This window comes from Frigoribacterium sp. CFBP 13605, assembly GCF_014839405.1.
Lineage (GTDB): Bacteria > Actinomycetota > Actinomycetes > Actinomycetales > Microbacteriaceae > Frigoribacterium.
Genome location: NZ_JACYNS010000050.1, coordinates 1 through 19,503, shown reverse-complemented (window position 1 = coordinate 19,503; position 19,503 = coordinate 1). Strand labels below are relative to the sequence as shown.

The window sequence follows — 19,503 nt, the reverse complement described above, 5'->3', positions numbered from 1 at the left end:
CGGCCACGGACCCGGCAGCGGCCACGGCCGAGGCGGCCCCGGCCGAGGCCGCGGCCGACGGTCCCGGCGCTCCTCCCGCGCCCTTCCTCGTCGTGGCCCCGACGTCGGTCGTGTCGAACTGGGTGGCCGAGGCCGCCCGCTTCACCCCGGGGCTGACCGTCCGCGCCGTGACCGCCACGCAGGCCAAGGGCGGACGCGGTTCGGTGCTTGACCTCGCCCGGGGTGCCGACGTCGTCGTCACCTCCTACGCTCTCTTCCGACTCGACTTCGCCGCCTACCAGGCCGAAGGGTGGGCGGGGCTGATCCTCGACGAAGCACAGTTCGTCAAGAACCGTGCCTCGCAGGCCCACCGGTGCGCGGTCGACCTCGACGTGCCCTTCAAGCTCGCCATCACCGGCACGCCGCTCGAGAACAGCCTGACCGACCTGTGGTCCTTGCTGCACGTGGTGGCGCCCGGACTGCTCGGCAGCAGCGTCCGCTTCGCCGACGACTACGTCAAGCCCATCGCCACGGGCGAGGCACCCGACCTGCTCCAGAAGCTCCGCCGGCGCATCCGACCCCTGATGATGCGCCGGACGAAAGAACAGGTCGCGTCCGACCTGCCCGCCAAGCAGGAGCAGGTCCTCCGCGTCGACCTCGACCCCGCGCACCGCGACCTCTACGACGCCTTCCTGCAGCGTGAACGACAGAAGCTGCTCGGCCTGATGGACGACCTCGACCGCAACCGGTTCATCGTCTTCCGGTCGCTCACCCTGCTGCGCCTGCTCTCGCTCGACGCCTCACTCGTCGACGAGGCCTACGCCGACATCCCCTCGGCGAAGCTCGACCAGTTGCTCGACGAACTCGAGGACGTGGTCGCCGAGGGGCACCGCGCCTTGATCTTCAGCCAGTTCACGACGTTCTTGCACAAGGTCGCCGCCCGGCTCGACCAGCGTGGCGTCGCGTTCGAGTACCTCGACGGGTCGACCCGACGTCGGGCCGAGGTGATCGATCGGTTCAAGACCGGCGACGCACCCGCGTTCCTCATCAGCCTCAAGGCGGGTGGGTTCGGCCTCAACCTGACCGAGGCGGACTACGTGTTCATCCTCGACCCGTGGTGGAACCCGGCCACGGAGGCCCAGGCGGTCGACCGCACGCATCGCATCGGGCAGACCGACAACGTGATGGTCTACCGGATGATCGCGAACGACACCATCGAGGAGAAGGTCCTGGCCCTCCAGGCCCAGAAGTCGCAGCTGTTCGACGCCGTGATGGACGACGACGCCGTGTTCAGCGCGGCGCTCACCGCCGACGACATCCGCGGCCTGCTCGACGCCTGACGCGGGCCGGGCCGACGTCGGCGTCAGGCCAGCGACACCGTCTCGGCGAAGGTCCGCGTGGTCGGCGGCGCCAGCAAGACCTCGGGCAGGCGGTTGGCCCCCTCGGGCGTGGCGCGCCAGGCGACGTAGGCGTCGTGGTCGGCCGACGAGGCCCACGTCTCGACGACGATCATGACCGACGGGTCGGCGTCGTCGATCAGCACCTCGAGCCCCTCGCAGCCGGGCCAGGCGCGCGTGGCGACGAGGGTCTCACGAGCGATCTCGTGGGCGAGGTCGAGCCGGGCGGGGTCGACGTGCAGTTCGAGGTGGACGGTGGTGGACATGGTGGTCCCTTCGATCGGGCGGCGGCCCCGGGAGCGGGCCGCGCGGCGGACGGGCCGCGACCTCCCACCCTGGCACCCGCGCCTCCTCGTCCGCCGGGTCAGGCGACCTCGACGGTCACGCGGTGCCAGCCCTCGGCCCCGTTCGGAGCCGGCTGGACGTACTGCTCGCGCTGCCAGGTGCCGTCCGCGCCCTGCGCCCGCACGTCGATCGTGTGCGACCCCGAGCCCGCGGCCCCGGCGTCCCAGCGATGGACCCACTGGCGCCAGGTGTCGGCCGAGACCGAGTCGGCCAGGGTCGCGTCGAGCCACGAGCCGCCGTCGATCCGCACCTGGACCGCCTCGACGCCCGTGTGCGGCTGCCAGGCCACCCCCGCGATCGAGACCGTCCCGGCGTCGACGGATGCCCCGTCGCGGGGCACGTCGATGCGCGACTCGAGCTTGACCGGCCCCAGGGCGTCCCAGCCGCGAGGCGTCCAGTAGCCCTGGGCGTCGGAGAACCGCGTGACTTCCATCTCGACGACCCACTTGGTCGCCGACACGTAGCCGAACAGGCCGGGCACGACCATCCGCACCGGGAAGCCGTGCTCGATCGGCAGCGGCTGGCCGTTCATGCCGACCGCGAGCAGCGCGTCCGTGCCGTCGTCCTGCAGCACGTCGAGCGGCGTACCGGCCGAGAAGCCGTCGATGCTGCGCGACAGCACCATGTCGGCGCCGCCGTTCGGCCCCGCGCGCTCGAGCAGCGAGCGGATCGGGTAGCCGAGCCAGAGCGCGTTGCCGATCAGGTCGCCGCCGACGTCGTTCGAGACGCAGCTGAGGGTCGCCATGTGCTCCTCGAGCGGCAGGGCGAGCAGCTCGTCGAACGAGATCGTCACCTCGCGATCGACCAGGCCGTGGATGCGCAGACTCCAGTCGGCCGGGTCGATCGACGGCACCTGCAGGGCCGTGTCGATGCGGTAGAAGTCGGCGGCGGGCGTGACGTAGGGCGTGATGCCCTCGACGTCCAAGGAGGCGCCGGCCGGGACCGCGGCCTCGGTCACGCTCGCGCGGGGCAGCGTCAGGGCGCGCCGCAGGGCCGCGGCGTTCGCCCGGCCGGCGTTCACGACGCGGGCCCCCGTGCCGACGACGACGGCGGCCACGCCGGTCACGACCGTGTACGTGAGGAACGACCGGCGTTCGAGACCGGGCCCGCGCAACGGCGGGACGGGCTGGGTCTGCTCCGCCCACCCGGCCGACGTCGAACGGACCCACCGACGGAGGCGCGAGGCGAGCTTGTCGACCAGCAGCACGGCGGCGAAGGTGCCGACGAGGCTCGGGATGGCGTCGACCTGGCCGGCGTCCGCGCGGGTCAGAACCGCGATCACGGCGAGCGCCCCGCCCGCCACGAAGGCGATCTTGCCGATCGGCTGGCGGCGGTACTCGCCGTAGCCGGCCGCGCCGGTGATGACGACGAGCAGCACGCCCATCAGCACGAAGAGGGCGGCCTTGTCGCCGGTGCCGAACAGGGACACCATGGCGTCCTTCACGCCGGCGGGGGCGAGGTCGACGACGGCCGAGCCGACGGCGAAGAGCGGGCTGCCGGTGGGACCGGTGACGAGGGCGACGACCTCGGCGGCGGCGAGGAACGCGGCCATCGACACGATGCCGGCGAGGGCGGCCCACAGCCCGGCGGCGCGAGGGGTCATCGGGTCGGTGGGGCCGGGCGTCGGTGCGGGGCCGGACGTCGACGACTCGGGTGGGGACAGGCGGACCGACATGGGCTCAGGGTACGACGCGTGGCTCGGGAACCGCATGCGTCCCGGCGACCAGGGACGCGCCTCCTGGTGTCGGGCGGACACCGCCTCTGTGTCGGGGGTGTGACGATGTCCGGCCGCCTCTTCCGCTGCCGCTCCGGCGGGAGCAGGATGACCGGAACGCCCGAGACACACCGATGCGCCCCGGAGGTCAGCATGTCGACGACGAACCAGCAGCCCCCGAACCCCCGGTCCGCGAACCAGGCGCAGCCGCCCACGACCGACACGGGCGAGAGCCCCACCGAGCTGAAGCGGGCGATCGGCCCGAAGCTGCTGTTGTTGTTCATCGTCGGCGACATCCTCGGCACGGGCGTCTACGCCCTGACCGGGCAGGTCGCGGCCGAGGTCGGCGGTGCGGCGTGGTTGCCGTTCCTGATCGCCTTCGCCGTGGCCCTCGTGACGGCGTTCTCGTACCTCGAGCTCGTGACGAAGTACCCGCAGACCGCCGGCGCGGCCCTCTACGTGCACAAGGCGTTCGGCATCCACTTCGTGACGTTCATCGTGTGCTTCGTGGTGATGTGTTCGGGCATCACGAGCGCGTCGACGGCCTCACGGGCGTTCGCGGCCAACCTGGCGGCGGGCATCGGCGTCGAGCTGTCGAACTCCGCGGTGATGCTGATCGCGATGGCGTTCATGCTGCTCGTGATGGCCGTGAACTTCCGCGGGGTCAGCGAGAGCGTCAAGGCGAACGTCGTCCTCACCCTGATCGAGCTGTCGGGCCTCGTCATGGTGATCCTGATCGGGTTCTGGTTCATCGCCGGCGGCAACGCGGACTGGGGCCAGGTGGTGCTCTTCGAGACGCCGGGCGACAAGTCGCTGCTGCTGAGCGTCAGCACAGCGACGTCGCTCGCCTTCTTCGCCATGGTCGGCTTCGAGGACTCGGTCAACATGGCGGAGGAGACCAAGGACCCGAGCCGCATCTTCCCCAAGGTCATGCTGACCGGCCTCGGCATCACCGCCGTGATCTACGTGCTCGTCTCGATCTGCGCCGTGGCGATCGTGCCGATCGGCGACCTGGCCGACAACGAGACCCCCCTGGTCACCGTGGTGAACACCGCCGCCCCGGACTTCCCGATCGGCGGGCTGCTGCCGTTCATCTCGATGTTCGCCGTCGCCAACAGCGCCCTGATCAACATGATGATGGCGAGCCGGTTGCTCTACGGCATGAGCAAGCAGGGCGTGCTGCCGGGCTTCCTCGGCAGGGTGCACCGGAAGCGGCAGACCCCGTGGGCGTCGATCGTCTTCACGACGGCGCTCAGCCTGGTGCTGATCGGCTACGTCTCGCTCTCGCCCGAGTCCCCGATCGTGGCCGTGCTCGGCGGCACGACGTCCCTGCTGCTGCTGACGGTGTTCGCCCTGGTCAACGTCGTCGTCCTCGTGTTGCGTCGCGACACGGTGTCGCACGGACACTTCCGCGCGGGCACGGTCCTGCCGATCGTCGGCGTCGTGGCCTGCCTCTGGCTGGTGCTGCCGGTGTCCTCCGGTCGCGGCGCCGAGCAGTACACGATCGCCGGCGGCCTACTCGCGATCGGCGTGGTCCTCTGGCTCGCGACCTTCGTGTCGCGGCGGGGGAAGCCGGTGCCGAGCGACGCGATCGCCGACGCCGAGCGCGCCGACCCCGGGGCGTAGACGGCAGGAGGCGCGGCGCCGGTCTCGCCACCGGCACCGCGCCTCCTCGGCCGATCGGGGCCTACGGGATCAGGCGGGCGGCGCGGTAGCGCTCGAACAGGTCGACGAACGCCTGCTCGGTGCGGCGGTACCGGGTGAACCCGGCGTCGCGGGCCTTGCCCATGTCGGTGACGACCTCGATGTCGCGGCCGAGGTCGCCGTCGGTGTGCCACCACGAGGCGACGCGCGACAGGTCCGGCTCGGCGAGGTCGTGCTCGGCGACGAGGTCGCGCCACTCCTGCTCGAGGCCGACCATCTGCTGCTCGAGCGGACGCGGCTCGCCCTCGAAGCCCTCGACGAGCGCGGGGTCGATGCCGAGGTGGCCGGCCAGGCGGGGCCACAGCCAGCGCCAGCGGAACACGTCGCCGTTGACGACGTTGAACGGCTCGTCCGCACCGGCGGGGTCGGTCGCGGCCCAGATCATCTGCTCGGCGAGGACGCCCGCGTCGGTGACGTCGACGAGCGAGTTCCACTGTGTCTCGCTGCCCGGGAACGTGAACGGACGGCCGAGGCGCTTGCTCAGCGCGGCCTGCACGGCGATGGTCAGCCCCATGTTCATGGCGTTGCCGACGGCGAACCCGATGACGGTGTGCGAGCGGTGCACCGACCAGGTGAACCCCTGGCGCTCGGCGGCGGCGAAGAGCTCGTCCTCCTGCGCGTAGTAGAAGTTCGGGTAGGGCAGGCGCTCCTCGTCCTCGTGGAACGGCGTGTCGGGCATGTCGCCCGTGCCGTAGGCCTCGAACGGGCCGAGGTAGTGCTTCAGCCCGGTGACGAGCGACACGTGTCGCACGGGGGCGTGGTCGAGGGCGGCCAGCAGGTCGCGGACCATGGCGCCGTTCACCGCGATGTTCTCCGCCTCGGTGTCGCGCTTCTGCCAGGCGGCGAAGAACACGTGGGTCGGCTTCGCGTCCGCCAGCGCCGTGCGCAGGCTCTCGGCACTCGTCAGGTCGGCGGCGATGCCCGTCACCCCGTCGGACGAGGAGGCGCGGCGCGAGAGGGCCAGGACGTCCCACCCCTCGCGCGTCAACTGCTCGACGAGGGCGGTGCCGGTGATGCCGCTGGCGCCCACCACGAGGGCGGTGCCCGGAACCGTCGGGGCGGCGGGCCGGGTGCTGTCGGTCTGGGGGGTCTCGGTGGTGCTCATCCGTGGTCCAAGCCGATCGCGCCTCCCGGCATTCCCGGCCGGCGCGTCCACACCGACGTACCCCGCCCCTCCCGCCTGACAGGCCGCACGAGGCCCGGGCGTACGGTCGGCCCATGGATCAGGACACGAACGAGCCCGCCGGTCGCACGCCCGAAGACGAGGCGGCGGCCCTCGCGCTCGCCATCGTGTCCCAGGCCGCGGCCATCACGCAGGGCGACCCCGAGGCCGTCGAGGCCAGCGACGAGAACCTCCGCGAGGTCGTCGCCGAGCTGACCGACGAACCGCTGACGCCTCGACAGGAGGACGTCATGGCGACCCTCGGCACCGCCGGCGGCAGCCTCGCGGCCGGCCTCACCGCCGCCCTCGCCCACGAGAAGGGAGTCGACCCGGGAGTGATCCTCGGCTCGACCTCGCAGGCCATCGTGGCCCAGACGCAGTCGCCGTTCGCCGGCGGGCAGGACGACATGGACGACGACCCCGAGCTCGTCGCGCAGGCCGAACGCGACGCCCGGGCGCACGCCGCCGAGCGGGACGGCGACGACGCCCCCACGCGTGCGGACCACGGTCGCCGCGACATGGCCGACGCCGGACGCGAGCGGGGCGAGGCGGGCGAGGCGCGGGCCGAGCGCGGCGACGACGACGACGCCGACCACGCGTCCTAGGGGCGACGACCTGCTCGACGCGACGGGATCGGACGTCCGGCACCGCGCCTCCTAGACTCGACGGACGGGTCCGCGGGGACCGCCTCGGCGGTGCCCCGGCCCGACGGTCGTGAGCGAGGAAGAGGTCAGCGTGTCGGACACCAGGCGCCCTGAGCGGCCCACCCCGGTCAAGCCCCGACCGCCGCGGGTGCCCAAGGCCCCGAAGGGCAGGCCGAAGGGGCCCGCCCAGTCACGACTGGTCAACCAGCACGAACTGCGCGACGTCCGGGCGCGACTGCGCGGCACCATCTACGAGGGCACGACGCCCGAGCACGGCATCGGCGGCGACCTCTACTCGCCCCGTCAGATCGTCGACTTCTGCCTCGACCTGGGCGACGTCATGCTGTCGTCGGGTGCCGACGTCCGCAGCACCGAGGTCGCGATCGTGGCCGTGAGCACCAAGTGGAACCTGGCCCCGCTCGAGCTCGACATCACGGGCACGGCGATCACCATCCAGTACGCCCCGGCCGGCGTCAACCCGTTGGTCAAGACCCGGGTCATCTACGCCGAGGGCTCGAACCTGCACCGGCTGTCGAGGGTCTACCAGATCGTCGACGACCTGCTGCACGACGACCGCGACATGACCGAGGCGGTGGCCGGCCTCGTCGAGGTCTTGAAGTCCCCGCCCCGGTGGCCCTCATGGATGACCGACCTGGCGATGGGCCTGCTGGGCGTTTCCGTGACGCTGCAGGCCGGCGGCACGTGGCAGGCCGCCGTCGGCGCCTTCGTGGTGATGATCGGCATCATGACGTCCGGCCGGGGGCTGACCGCCCGCGGCATCCCCCAGTTCTTCGTCATCGGCCTGCAGGCCGCATCCACCGCCGCACTCGGCACGCTCGGCATCTGGGCGGGGCTGCTGACCCCGGGAGGCGCGGCGGCGTTGGTCGCGGCCGTGGTCGTCCTCGTCCTGCCGCACCCCACGATCGTCACCTGGGCCCAGGACGCGATCTCGGGCTTCCGGTCGATGGCGGTCGGGCGCGCCCTGGTGATCGGGCTGATCGTCGCCGGGGTCGTGTGCGGCATCCCGGCCGGACTCGCCGTGACCGCACGGTTCGCGGACATCGAGGTCGACCCGACGAACATCACCCTGCAGGCCCTGCCGCTCTGGCTCTCGCTCATCTCGAGCTTCGCCGCCGCGTCGGCCAACTCGATCGCGCAGGGGTCGACCGCACGCATGATCCCGATCACGATCGGCGTCGCCCTGGTCGGCAACCTCTCGCTCTTCACCCTGCGCCAGCTCGGCCTGCCGCTCATGGGGGCCACGTTCGTCGCGGCGACCCTGCTCGGAGCGCTCTCGACCGTGGCCGCGGCTCGTCTGCGGACGGCGGCGACGGTCATCGCCGTGCCGGCGTTCTGCGGGTCGCTGCTGCCGTCGCTCGCCGTCGCGTCGTCGCTGCTCAACTTCATGGCCGGCAACGACGGCGCCGAGGTCGACTTCGTGTTCTCGATGCTGACGACCCTCGCGATCGGCGCGGGACTCGTGCTCGGCAGCCTGCTCGCGACCCCGGGCGCGCGCCGGTGGTTGCGCCGGGCCAAGCGCGTGCGGGTGCAGTCGCTCCACACGGACACGACGCCGATCAGCATCATCGTCCCGACGGTCGCCGCGGAGGCACCCGTCGCGGAGCCGTCGGTCGGGGTGCCCGCGCCCACGCCCACCGCACCGATCCCCGTGGTGCCGTCGGCCACCGAGACGGTCCCGAAGCCGAGCCCTACCCCTGAACGCCCGCGCCTCGCGGACCCCACGGCCCCCCGCCTGCCCGGGGTCGCTCTCTCGACTCCGGTCCGATCCGCAGAGCCCCCGGCAGACGCGGCGACCTCGAACGGCTAGCGCTCGGCCCCGGCAGTGACCCCACGCCCGGCGTCGCCGCGCCCCGTGTCGCCGCGACCCGTGTCGCCGCGCCCCGGCAGCTCGACCTGGGCGTCCTCGCCCTCGAGGCGGCGGATGATCGGCTGGACGTCGCCGATCTCGGCGCCGACCCAGTGTCGGTGCATCTTCTCGGCCACGGCGTAAGTGGTGCCCGACCCGCCGAAGGGGTCGAGGACGAGGTCGCCGGGCTCGGAACTGATGGTCAACACGCGCTCGAGCAGCTTCTCGCTGAGCTCGTTCGCCCCGCGGGTCTTCGTCGCCCGGTGTCGCACGGGCGGGATGTCGAGCCAGACGTCGGTCAGGTTGATCCCGTCCGGGTGCAGCTTGCTGCGGTGGCCGCCGTAGTCCTTGATGTCTCGGCCGCAGTGCCGGCAGACCTGGATCGGCAGGCGGGGACGGACGAAGCGCGACGGCTTGCCCTTGCTGTAGTAGAGCAGCGAGTAGTGCGACGGGTAGAGCTTGTTGGGGATCGGCAGACCGTACTTGATGTCGACAGCGACCCAGTGACGGAAGGTCATGCCCTCGCCGTTCAGCACGTGGCCCAGCTCGATGTTCCAGCGAGGGAGGTTGAACAGGTAGAAGGAACCGCCCGGCCGGAGCACGCGGACGCATTCGGCGATCCACCGACCGCACCAGGCCAGGTAGGCGTCTTCGTCGAGCGAGTCGTCGATGCCCGCCCCGTAGACCTTGCCCAGGTTGAACGGCGGATCGGCGAACACGAGGTCGACGGACTCGTCGTCGAGCTCGGCGAGGACCTCGAGGCAGTCGGCCTGGAAGAGTCGACCGCTGGCGGTGCGGTACGTCGGTTGCACATCGTCCTTCGGGGTGTCGCGGGGCGGGATCGGTCGTCGAGAAGACTACTTCGGGCCGCCGACACGGAGGCCCGTCCGTTCGACTGACGACCGGTAGGCTAACGACCGTGTCACCCCCTGCGAAGGAGCAGAAGCCGGACTCGCGGCAACCCCGTCCGGTCGACGAGGTGATCATGCTCCGCCGTCGGGGCCGACTCCTGCTCGACGACACCCTCGACCCCGGCGACCCGATCCTCCGCCCCCGGCGTCCCCCTCGACGAGGCCCGCCGAGCGTCTCCGTCCACCGCGAGCCGATCCCCCACCAGCCCGCACTCGCGCTGGCCCTGTCGGCGGTCGCCGCCGCCGGGTACGTCGCGTGGGGCTGGGGCGAGCTGGACGAGGGAGCCACCGGGTTCCCGTTCGGCCTCGCTCGAGGTCGCCGGGCGTCGACGCCCGTGGTCGGCCTGACCTCGGCGGCCTTCGCCGTGACGGCCCTCGTGTCGGCCACGGTCGGACGACGGCCGGGCCGGTCCCGGGCCCTGCGCCGACTCGCCGTCGCGACCTCCGCGCTGACCACGGTGGTCGTCGTGACCACGCTCGTCGCGACGGTGCTGCCCCTCGCACCGACCTGACTCGGCCCGCCTCGCGGGCGGGAGCAACAGCAGAGGGCCCGGACAAGCTACCGTTGCACCATGAGTGACACCACCGAGCAAGCCCCGAGCGACGCCACAGAGCAAGCCGACACGACGCCGACGTTCGCCGATCTGGGCTTGAGCGACCAGGTCCTGAAGGCCATCCGCGAGATCGGCTACGAGACCCCTTCGGCCATCCAGGCCGCCACGATCCCCACCCTGCTCGACGGCCGCGACGTCGTCGGGCTCGCGCAGACCGGCACCGGCAAGACCGCGGCCTTCGCCCTGCCCATCCTCTCGCGCCTCGACGTGTCGGCCAAGAAGCCGCAGGCCCTCGTGCTGTCGCCGACGCGCGAACTCGCGTTGCAGGTCTGCGAGGCGTTCGAGCAGTTCGCCTCCGGCATGCGCGGGGTCCACGTCCTGCCCGTCTACGGCGGCCAGGCGTACGGCGTCCAGTTGAGCGCGCTCCGCCGCGGCGTCCACGTCGTCGTCGGCACGCCCGGTCGCATCATGGACCACCTCGCCAAGGGCACCCTCGACCTCAGCGAACTCAAGTACCTGGTGCTCGACGAGGCCGACGAGATGCTGAAGATGGGCTTCGCGGAGGACGTCGAGACGATCCTCGCCGACACCCCCGACGACAAGCAGGTGGCCCTGTTCTCGGCCACCATGCCGCCGCAGATCCGTCGCATCTCGAAGCAGTACCTGAACGACGCCGAAGAGATCACGGTCAAGGCCAAGACCACGACCTCGGTCAACACGACCCAGCGCTACCTGATGGTGTCGTACCCGCAGAAGGTCGACGCGCTCACGCGCATCCTCGAGGTCGAGAACTTCGAGGGCATGATCATCTTCGTCCGCACGAAGAGCGAGACCGAGACCCTCGCCGAGAAGCTGCGCGCCCGCGGCTACTCGGCCGCAGCGATCAGCGGTGACGTCGCCCAGGCCCAGCGCGAGCGCACGGTCAACCAGCTGAAGAGCGGCAAGCTCGACATCCTCGTGGCGACCGACGTCGCGGCCCGCGGTCTCGACGTCGACCGCATCAGCCACGTCGTCAACTACGACATCCCGATCGACACCGAGTCGTACGTGCACCGCATCGGCCGCACCGGCCGTGCCGGCCGGAGCGGTGCCGCGATCAGCTTCGTCACGCCGCGCGAGCGTCGTCTGCTGGGTGCGATCGAGAAGGCCACCCGCCAGCCGCTCACGCAGATGCAGCTGCCGACGGTCGAGGACGTCAACAGCACGCGCCTCACCCGCTTCGACGACGCGATCACCGAGGCCCTGTCGCAGGACAGCCGCATCTCGGCGTTCCGCGACATCATCAGCCACTACGTCGAGCACCACGACGTGCCCGAGGCCGACGTCGCCGCCGCACTCGCCGTGGTCGCCCAGGGCGAGACGCCCCTGCTGCTCGACCCGAAGGACGAGCGCCCGCAGCGCGACGAGCGTCCGCTGCGCGAGCGCGACGACCGCGCCCCGCGCGCTGGTCGCGACGACGACCGGGGGGAGCGCCGTGAGCGTGGCCCGCGGACGTCGAAGCCGATGACCGCCTACCGCATCGAGGTCGGTCGTCGTCACCGTGTCGAGCCGCGTCAGATCGTGGGTGCCCTGGCGAACGAGGGCGGTCTCAGCCGCGACGACTTCGGGGCGATCCAGATCCGCCCCGACTTCTCGGTCGTCGAGCTCGCCTCGGACGTCTCGAGCGACATGCTCGACCGTCTGAGCGACACCCGCATCAGCGGCAAGCTCATCGAGATCAAGCCCGACCGCCGAGGAGGCGCGCCCCGCCGCGACGACCGCCCCGACCGGTCGCAGGGTGGCGAGCGGCCCGCCCGCAAGCCCCGCTACTAGACACCCGGCCGCACGGCCCACTACTAGACACCCGGCCGCACGGCCCACGACGCCGACCCGGCTCCCGCCTGGTCGGCGTCGTCGTGTCCGGGCGGTTCGTCGGCGACCAGCGGTCGCGCACGGGCGAGTTCGTCGTCCCCGGTCCGCTGAGTCGCCCGTCCACCACGAACTCGCCCGTGAACCCACCGTCCCCGATGAACGGAGTCCGATGAGCACCCCGCCCTCCCCCGGTGGCACCGACGCGCTGTTCGGCGTCGTGCAGACCGCCCTCACGATCGGCAGCGCGATCCCGTTGGTGCTGTCGGTCGTCGCGCTCGTGCTCTTCGTCCGGATGAGACGTCGGCTCTCGGCCGGCCTGCCGGGAACGCCGGGCACGCGCCGCCTCGCCGACGACTCCCGCCGACTGCACGACCTGGCCCGGGTGAGCCGGCTGGGTGCCGCGTTCGGCCTCGTGCTGCTGGTGATCGGCCAGCTCGTCGTCGGCCTCGGCACGACGCAGGGGCTCGCGGCGGCGTTCGCCGGGCCGCTCGCACCCGTGACGATCGGTGCGGTCGTGCTGACCGGCCTCGCGGCCGTCGCGTTCGCGACGTCGCCGGCGCCGCCCGCGCCTCCTGCGCCTCCTGCACGTCGCTGACCCCGTTCGACGTCGGCTCGGGTCGTGCTCGTCGAGTGGGCAGAAACGGTCCCTCCCGGCCCGACGAAGGACCATTTCTGCCCACTCGATCGGTGCTCACCCCGGGCGGGCACCAGGGACGGCTCACCGACGGCCCGGGGTGACGCGCGGCCCCGGGTCGGTACCGTGGCTGGATGACGTCGTCGACGGAGCTCGGCGATGTCGACGTGAACGGCGCTAGGCCGGGGTCGCGGCGTACTCCGCCGCCAACACCTCGCCCAGCCACGCGGCGAGCGTCGCGGCGGCCGACACCGACGACGACCGCTCGACGTCCGGGTTGTAGTTGGTGTTCGTGTTGACGTCGTAGGGCACGAAGCGGCCGTCGACGGTCTCGATGAACTCGATGCCGGCGACCTCGATGCCGTGCTCGGCGACGAAAGCCTCGAGACGCCGTACGAGCGGGTGCTCCGCGGTGACCGACGGGCGCACCGCGAACGGCGCGAACGTGGCCGGGTCGGCGCCGTCGGGCACGACGCACGCGTCGGCGGGGCACAACTCGAAGCTGCCGGCCGAGGTGTCGACGCGCACCGCGTAGACGAAGCGCCCGCCGACGACCTCGACGCGTGTGTTGAAGGGCTCCGCGGCCTGCAGGAACTCCTGCAGCAGGGTGATCCCGTCGACCGGCACCTCGAAGTCGGGCCCGTCGACGTACGCGTCGAACGAGTCGAGGTCGTCGAAGCGCCGCACACCGAGGCCCTTGCCGCCCTGGTTGTGCTTCGTGATGAACGGCAGTCTCTGCTCGCGTGCCCGGGCCTTGAGGTCGGCGGTGCCGAACACGGCGGTCGTCGCGGGCACGTCGAACCCGGCGGACGCCAGCGCCAGGTACTGCGCCACCTTGCTCACCTCGAGTTCGACGACACCGCTGCCGTTGATGGTCCGGCGCCCGTGCCGTTCGGCCCATCGCAGGGTCGCTCGCGCGACCTCCTTGGCCGTCCCCCGGCCGCGCGTGTGGGCCGAGCCGCTCAGCCGCGACCAGAACACCCCTTCAGGAGGCGCGGCCGCGAGGTCGAAGGACGTCCCGTCGAGCAGGTGCTCGCGGTGGGGCACCCCCGCGGCGTCGAGCGCGGCGACGAGCGGCGGCAGCCACTCGGCGTTGTCGTGCAGCACGTGCACGACGGGTGACGGGTCGGCGTGGTCGATCGGCGAGGTCATCGTTCGATCGTGCACCCTTCGGGCCCGGGGTGCCAGCACCGACCATCACGCGCCCCATGCGGACCGGACGATCGCGCACAGTGCTGCATCGTCGTCGGCGAGCGCCGAGCACTCGCCCGTCGCGGCCTGGCCGACCGTCTCGGTGGCGAGGTCGGCCGCCCCGCGCACGTCTCGCCGGAACGTCACGACGGTCCCGGCCGGTGCCGTCCGAACCGCGCCGACGACGTCCGCCAGGGCGGCGTGGGTGGCGTGGTCGTCGTCGAGCTCGATGCTGAGGCGGCCTTCCGTGGCGGTCACGGCCACGCCCTCGATCCGGGGTGCGGCCACGATGGCGCCCGTGACGGTGGCGAGCACGGCGAGTGCCTCGGGCCGGCCCGAGAACGAGAGACCCCTGCGGTCGGCTGCACCGGACGAGACGCGGATCTCGTCCATCCCGGACACGGCCGCGGAACCACCGATGGCCTGCATCGCGGGCACGACGCCCTCGAGCCCCGACGTCCATACCTCGACCGACCGGGCGCTGATCGCCGAGTAGGTGACCGTGTCGGACGCGACGACGTCCACCAGCGACTCGGCGGCGGACAGGGCGCCGTCGAGCTCTCGCCGTTCGTCCGGTGACGAGACGAAGCCGATCGAGGTGCCGGGCACCTCGGACATCCCGACGAGGACGCCGGCGATCCGTGCCGCTCGCGGGGACGCTTCCGCCACCTCGTCGCGCGAGTGGTGACCCGTGACGCTCGGTGTGTCGAGGTCGACCCGGATGCCCTCCGGTAGGACCTCGACCCGCCCGGCCCCGAGATCCGCAGCCCCCACGGCGTCGAGCAGACGGGCCTGGTCGGCGGCGTCGAGGACGACGTCGGACGTCGCGGGATCGTCGAGGACCGAGGGGAACCCGGAGACGTTCTCGGTCACGAACCGGCGGGTGTCCGGACTCCACGCCGTCACGTCGACGTCGGTCAGCTGGGCCGCGGTGTCCCGAAGGGAGCGTGCCCGCTGCCAGGCCGAGACGACGTCCGACGAGTCCGAGGGGACCACCGTGATCCCGAACCCCTGCCGAGGCGAGTCGTCCCCGGTCGCCCCGTCCTCGCCGAACGCGTGCGTGGCGAGGGACACCTCGGCGAAGACCGCGTCGTCCGCGACGCGATGCGCGAGGTCGAGCTGGGCCGCCGTGTCGCCCTCGTCGGCGAGCACCTCGAACGAGACGGCGCCTCGCCGGACGTCGACGAACCGCCAGCCGGAGGAGTCGCCGACGTTGCGGGCCACGAACGGCCTGATGCGCTCGGCGACGGCTTCGAGGTCGTCGTCGGAGAGGTCGTCCTCGACCACGACCGTGGCCTGGGCCTCCGCGACGCCGAGGGGAGAGTCGGTCCCGGCCGTCTCGATCTCGACCACGCCGCCGACACCGTCCATGAGCGACTCGAACCGTTGGAGCAGGTCACTCGAGCTGGCACATCCGGCGGCGAGCGCGAGGACGGCCACGACGACGGTCGCCACGACGCCCCGCCTCGACCTGATGCCCATCCCCATCCCCCCATCCTGGCCGCTGCGGACGAGGAGCGACACACCGTCGCCGAGCGGAGCGTCACCAGTTGGTATCGTCGTCCGACGACTGCCGGAGGTCTTGCTTGGTGAACCACCCGTCGGGGCACGACGACGCCCTGAGCCGCGACGACGTGCGTGCGGCGTACGAAGACGACCCCACCTGGGCCCTGCTCCGCGGCTACAACGCCCGCTGGATGCTGCCGCTCTTCTCCCGCCACCTCGAGCACGCCGAGGGTCCGGTGTCGGCCGACTGGTTCCACCGGCAGGTCGCCGACGCCCTCGAGCAGAACACGGCCGAGCAGGCGGCGTCCGAGCAGGCCGCACTCGAGCAGGCGGCGTCCGAGCAGGCCGCACTCGAGCACCCGACGTCCGAGCGGGCGACGACCGAGCGGGACTCCGAGGAGGCGCGGCCCGCGTCCCCGACGCCCGCCGCCACGCCGGCCCCCACCGAGCAGAAGACCACCCCGGCCGAGTACTGCCGCAGCTGGGTCGAGAGCCGTTGGCTCGTCCGCACCCGCGCCTCCGGACCGGACGCCCGTGCCGAGTACCGCCTGTCGCCGCATGCGCTCAAGGCGCTGCGCCTCGTGCGCGACCTCGTCGAGCGCGACAACGCCGTCAGCGAGGCCCGCCTCGGCAGCATCGCCCACGCCGTCGGGCAGCTCGCGGGCCTCGCCGACCCCAGCCGCGAGTCGCAGCTCTCCCGGCTCGACGAGCAGATCGCCGAGCTCGAGCGCCGCAAGGCCGAGATCGAGCGGCACGGCACCGAACCCACCGCTCCCGACGTGCTGCGCCGTCAGGTCCGCGAGGTGGTGCGTCTGACCGCGTCGCTGCCCGAGGACTTCCGCCAGCTCGGCGCCATGGTCGAGCAGCGGCACCGCGAGGTCGCGCGCCGGGCCTCGTCCGAACACGTCGGCAAGGGCGCGCTCGTCGACCAGTACCTGCGCGACAACGACCTGCTCGAGCAGACCCCCGAGGGACGCGCCTACCGCGGCTTCGCCCAGATGCTGTCGTCGCGCGGGATCGACGTCATGCGCGCCGACATCGAGAAGGTCCTCGCGCAGCCCGACGCGGCCGCACAGCTCACCGAGCGGCAGCGCACGCAGCTCGAGTCGCTCATCTCGTCGCTGCTCGCCGAAGAGCAGAGCGTGCAAGAGACGTACGGCCGGTGGACGTCCTCGCTGCGGCGCTTCCTCAGCCGGTCGGGCTCCGACCAGCAGCAGCGCCTGCTCACCCTCGCCGACCGGGCGCTTCACGCGGGCGGCGTCTGGGCCGAGCGCCGGCCGGGCCACGCCATGCTGCCCGTCGAGCACGGCGACGGGCTCGGCCTCGGGGCGCTCGACGTCCGTGACGTCAGCCAGGTGCAGCTGCACACCGACCGTGCGCGGCCGACGGTCGACGTGCAGGTGACCATCGGCGACGCGTCCCTGCCGGAGGCCGACCGGGCCGCCCTCCGCCTCACCTCGGGCACGAGCACGGCGGCCGTGTCGGCGACGATCGACCGGCTGCTCGTCGACCGCGACGAGGTCACGAGCGGCGACGTCTACCAGGCGACCGAGCCCGGGTTCCGCCGCCTCGCGCTCGTCCTCAGCATGCTCGACCTGGCGCTCGAGCGCGGCGTCGTCGGCGACGACACCGAGACCGTCGAGCTCGTCGGCGATCCCGTCGGCCCCGGTGCGTCGTCGGACGCGGGCCCAGGAGGCGCGGGTCGGCAGGTCACGCTGCCCCGCCTCGTCTTCCGGCGCGACCCCGCGGGCCCGCCCGACGCCGCACCCGCCGCCCCCGCCGAGCCCGCCCTCACGACCAGCACGACCTCCACGAAGGACCTCGCATGAGCCCCGCAGCCCCCTCGGACGAGACCGGCGCCGACGAGGCGACCCGCGCCTCCTTCGCCGAGGCGATCGCCCCCTCCGACGTCGAGTCGGCGCGCGCCTCCCGCGATGCCTTCGACGACGGCGACGCCGACGACGGGGCAGCCGGCGTCCCGGACGCACTGCCGCTGGACGGACGCAAGGCACTCGTCACGCTGCTGACCCACCGGTTCGTGTCCCGCGCCCGGCAGCAGGAGGCCTGGGCCGGCCTGCTCGCCCACGAGCCCGAGATCCGGGCCCGGCTCGAGGAGCTGTTCCTGGTGCTGGTCGTCGACCACGACCACGAGGTCGCCTTCAAGCGACAGGGCGGCGAGGACGACGTGCCCGTGCTGCTGCGCCGCGAGAAGCCGCTGTCGCGGGACGCCTCGCTGCTGATGGTCTTCGCCCGCCGGGAGCACGCCTTCACGGACGGGCTCGACGAGGCGATCGTGATCTCGAAGGACGCCGTGGCCGAGTTCCTCGGTCGGTACCACGACGACTCGGGCTCCGACGAGGTGCGCGCCCGCCGCCGGGTCGACGCCGCCATCGCCGCGCTCGTCGCCCGAGACCTGCTGACGGCCGAGCCCGACGACCCCGAGCTGTTCGTGGTCTCGCCCGCGATCGTGCCGCTGATGACCGCCGACCGACTCGCGCACCTCGAGCGGGTGTACCTCGAGGCGGCGGGCGTCGAGGGCGACCCGACCGATGGGGACGAGGTCAGCACCCCCGCTGACGTCGACGCGGCCGAAGCGGAGGTCGACGCCGAGGCCGACGTCGTCGAGCCCGAGGTCGAGGTCGAGGTCGAGCCCGAACCCGATCCCACCGACGACGACCCCGCCGACACGGTGGAGGACACCCCCGACGCTGAACCGGACCCGACCGCCGTCCCGCTCGACCTCGACCTCGACCTCGAGCCCGCGCCAGCGCACGACGCCGGCACCGACACCGACACCGACACCGACCCGGAAGCACCCCAGGCATGAGCATCGCCGACACCCCGCCCGACCTCGGCATGTTCCACTCGGGCCAGTACCGCATCGAGCAGGTGCAGCTGCTCAACTGGGGCAGCTACGCCGGCCTGCACCGCATGCCCGTGGGTCGCGGCGGCATCGCCATCCTCGGCCCGACCGGCCGCGGCAAGTCGACCGTGCTCGACGCGATGGCCGCGGTCATCATGCCCAACCCGCAGGAGTTCAACCGCGCCGCCCGCGACGACAGCCGGCAGCGGTCCGAGCGCACGGTCTACAGCTACGCGCGCGGCAAGACCGACGAGGTCCGCGACGCCGCCTCCGACCGCACGACGACGCGGTTCCTGCGTCCGCTCGGCCAGGCGTTCCCGAGCGGTGCGGCCATCACCTGGTCGACCGAGCTCGGTCAGACGGTCACGGCCGTCCGCGTCGCCTGGATCGGCGAGGACACCGCCAGCCAGGACGACGTCACCCAGGCGAGCGTCTACCTGCTCGTGCAGGGCCGCTTCGACCTCAGCCGCCTGTCGGAGGTGACGCGCGAGGGCACGAGCCAGAACCCCCTGACCCGTGGCTCCCTCGCCCGCCTGCTCGACCCCGCCCACGACCTCGCGACCTCGTCGCAGCCCGAGCTGCGGGTGCGGTTGTGCGGTCAGCTCGGCATCGGCGGCAGCGACGAGTCGCAGCTCAAGGCCCTGACCCTGCTGCGTCGGGCGCAGGCGTCGAAGGGCGTGTTCTCGATCGACGACCTGTTCAAGCAGTTCGTGCTCGTGCAGCCGCAGGCGCTCAGCCGCTGGGAGACCACGCTCGCCACCTACCGCGAGGCCTCGGCGCTCTACGACGTGTTCGAGACGACCCGCAAGAAGCTCGACGTGCTCGAGGCCGTGCCGACGCTCGCCGACCGGTACGAGCTCGCCGGACGCGACGGCTCGGCCAAGCGCCGCCTGCTGGTCGACGACGACGGGCCCAGCCGCCTCCGCGTCTGGTTGGCCGAACGCGTCGGCAGCTGGGTCAGCGGCGAGGTCGACCGCGTCACGACCGAGAAGCGCGAGCAGGGCGAACGCCGGAGGCGCGCCCAGGCGGACGAGCAGCTCGCGTTCCGGTCCCGTGAACAGGCCCTGGCGCGGATCAGCGAGCTCGGGGGCGACCCCACGCAGTCGCTCCGCGAGCACGTGGCCGCCGCCGAGGCCGAGCTCGCCGCCGTCGAGCGCACCCGCGGCCGGCTCGCCGCCGCA

General features: G+C 72.5%; 16 protein-coding genes. 10 read left to right on the top strand and 6 right to left on the bottom strand.

Annotation, left to right across the window (positions count from 1 at the left end):
• The coding region (locus tag IFT36_RS10515) for a DEAD/DEAH box helicase (protein ID WP_200413079.1) at window positions 1-1,319 on the top strand (1,319 nt) is incomplete at its 5' end.
• A 23-nt stretch (window positions 1,320-1,342) separates the two neighbouring features.
• Here IFT36_RS10515 and IFT36_RS10510 read toward each other — a convergent pair.
• Both IFT36_RS10510 and IFT36_RS10505 read right to left on the bottom strand, forming a co-directional pair.
• Entirely contained in the window at window positions 1,343-1,642 is a 300-nt protein-coding gene (locus IFT36_RS10510) for a putative quinol monooxygenase (protein WP_192123839.1), read from the bottom strand.
• 98 nt (window positions 1,643-1,740) lie between these two features.
• Complete coding sequence (locus IFT36_RS10505) at window positions 1,741-3,396, bottom strand: molybdopterin-dependent oxidoreductase (RefSeq protein WP_307785082.1); 1,656 nt, start codon at window positions 3,394-3,396, stop codon at window positions 1,741-1,743.
• 192 nt (window positions 3,397-3,588) lie between these two features.
• On the opposite strand from IFT36_RS10505, the gene IFT36_RS10500 reads away from it, so the two are divergent.
• Window positions 3,589-5,061, top strand: a complete 1,473-nt coding sequence (locus IFT36_RS10500; RefSeq protein WP_200413078.1) for an APC family permease — start codon at window positions 3,589-3,591, stop codon at window positions 5,059-5,061.
• A gap of 61 nt (window positions 5,062-5,122) precedes the next feature.
• On the opposite strand, the gene IFT36_RS10495 is transcribed toward IFT36_RS10500, so the two are convergent.
• Window positions 5,123-6,244: an SDR family oxidoreductase gene (locus IFT36_RS10495; RefSeq protein ID WP_123569946.1), complete on the bottom strand. Its 1,122-nt coding sequence runs from the start codon at window positions 6,242-6,244 to the stop codon at window positions 5,123-5,125.
• A gap of 113 nt (window positions 6,245-6,357) precedes the next feature.
• On the opposite strand from IFT36_RS10495, the gene IFT36_RS10490 reads away from it, so the two are divergent.
• The gene (locus IFT36_RS10490; protein ID WP_200413077.1) at window positions 6,358-6,906 is read left to right on the top strand and encodes a hypothetical protein; all 549 of its coding nucleotides are present in this window, start codon (window positions 6,358-6,360) and stop codon (window positions 6,904-6,906) included.
• Window positions 6,907-7,036: 130 nt separating this feature from the next.
• A complete protein-coding gene (locus IFT36_RS10485; RefSeq protein ID WP_307785081.1) occupies window positions 7,037-8,773 on the top strand; it encodes a threonine/serine exporter family protein in 1,737 nt (578 codons plus the stop codon).
• On the opposite strand, the gene IFT36_RS10480 is transcribed toward IFT36_RS10485, so the two are convergent.
• Window positions 8,770-9,624, bottom strand: coding sequence for a DNA-methyltransferase (locus IFT36_RS10480; protein ID WP_157485268.1), 855 nt, complete (start codon window positions 9,622-9,624; stop codon window positions 8,770-8,772). The genes IFT36_RS10485 and IFT36_RS10480 overlap by 4 nt on opposite strands.
• A gap of 107 nt (window positions 9,625-9,731) precedes the next feature.
• On the opposite strand from IFT36_RS10480, the gene IFT36_RS10475 reads away from it, so the two are divergent.
• The 3 genes from IFT36_RS10475 to IFT36_RS10465 all read left to right on the top strand — a co-directional run bounded on the left by IFT36_RS10475 (window position 9,732) and on the right by IFT36_RS10465 (window position 12,723).
• Window positions 9,732-10,235, top strand: coding sequence for a hypothetical protein (locus IFT36_RS10475; protein ID WP_200413075.1), 504 nt, complete (start codon window positions 9,732-9,734; stop codon window positions 10,233-10,235).
• A 60-nt stretch (window positions 10,236-10,295) separates the two neighbouring features.
• Window positions 10,296-12,089 carry a DEAD/DEAH box helicase gene (locus IFT36_RS10470; protein WP_056044815.1) on the top strand — a complete coding sequence of 598 codons (1,794 nt, stop codon included), beginning with the start codon at window positions 10,296-10,298 and terminating at the stop codon, window positions 12,087-12,089.
• 208 nt (window positions 12,090-12,297) lie between these two features.
• A complete protein-coding gene (locus tag IFT36_RS10465; protein ID WP_200413074.1) occupies window positions 12,298-12,723 on the top strand; it encodes a hypothetical protein in 426 nt (141 codons plus the stop codon).
• 216 nt (window positions 12,724-12,939) lie between these two features.
• Here the strand turns inward: IFT36_RS10465 and IFT36_RS10460 are convergent, their stop codons facing one another.
• Complete coding sequence (locus IFT36_RS10460) at window positions 12,940-13,914, bottom strand: ATP-grasp domain-containing protein (RefSeq protein WP_200413073.1); 975 nt, start codon at window positions 13,912-13,914, stop codon at window positions 12,940-12,942.
• A 45-nt stretch (window positions 13,915-13,959) separates the two neighbouring features.
• Complete coding sequence (locus tag IFT36_RS10455) at window positions 13,960-15,441, bottom strand: hypothetical protein (protein WP_200413072.1); 1,482 nt, start codon at window positions 15,439-15,441, stop codon at window positions 13,960-13,962.
• Between the two features lie 101 nt (window positions 15,442-15,542).
• Here IFT36_RS10455 and IFT36_RS10450 point away from each other — a divergent pair, with 101 nt between their 5' ends.
• The 3 genes from IFT36_RS10450 to IFT36_RS10440 form a co-directional block, all read left to right on the top strand.
• Complete coding sequence (locus IFT36_RS10450) at window positions 15,543-17,288, top strand: DUF3375 family protein (protein WP_200413071.1); 1,746 nt, start codon at window positions 15,543-15,545, stop codon at window positions 17,286-17,288.
• Window positions 17,285-18,286: a DUF4194 domain-containing protein gene (locus IFT36_RS10445; RefSeq protein WP_200413070.1), complete on the top strand. Its 1,002-nt coding sequence runs from the start codon at window positions 17,285-17,287 to the stop codon at window positions 18,284-18,286. Before IFT36_RS10450 ends, IFT36_RS10445 begins: the two co-directional genes overlap by 4 nt.
• A partial coding sequence (locus tag IFT36_RS10440) for an ATP-binding protein (RefSeq protein ID WP_200413069.1) occupies window positions 18,283-19,503 on the top strand: 1,221 nt, incomplete at its 3' end. The genes IFT36_RS10445 and IFT36_RS10440, both read left to right, overlap by 4 nt.

Coding starts and splice junctions, on each gene's coding strand:
- IFT36_RS10505 (WP_307785082.1), bottom strand. CDS start 3,396: ATGTCGGTCCGCCTGTCCCCACCCGAGTCGTCGACGTCCGGCCCCGCA.
- IFT36_RS10470 (WP_056044815.1), top strand. CDS start 10,296: ATGAGTGACACCACCGAGCAAGCCCCGAGCGACGCCACAGAGCAAGCC.
- IFT36_RS10510 (WP_192123839.1), bottom strand. CDS start 1,642: ATGTCCACCACCGTCCACCTCGAACTGCACGTCGACCCCGCCCGGCTC.
- IFT36_RS10445 (WP_200413070.1), top strand. CDS start 17,285: ATGAGCCCCGCAGCCCCCTCGGACGAGACCGGCGCCGACGAGGCGACC.
- IFT36_RS10495 (WP_123569946.1), bottom strand. CDS start 6,244: ATGAGCACCACCGAGACCCCCCAGACCGACAGCACCCGGCCCGCCGCC.
- IFT36_RS10460 (WP_200413073.1), bottom strand. CDS start 13,914: ATGACCTCGCCGATCGACCACGCCGACCCGTCACCCGTCGTGCACGTG.
- IFT36_RS10455 (WP_200413072.1), bottom strand. CDS start 15,441: ATGGGGATGGGCATCAGGTCGAGGCGGGGCGTCGTGGCGACCGTCGTC.
- IFT36_RS10465 (WP_200413074.1), top strand. CDS start 12,298: ATGAGCACCCCGCCCTCCCCCGGTGGCACCGACGCGCTGTTCGGCGTC.
- IFT36_RS10490 (WP_200413077.1), top strand. CDS start 6,358: ATGGATCAGGACACGAACGAGCCCGCCGGTCGCACGCCCGAAGACGAG.
- IFT36_RS10500 (WP_200413078.1), top strand. CDS start 3,589: ATGTCGACGACGAACCAGCAGCCCCCGAACCCCCGGTCCGCGAACCAG.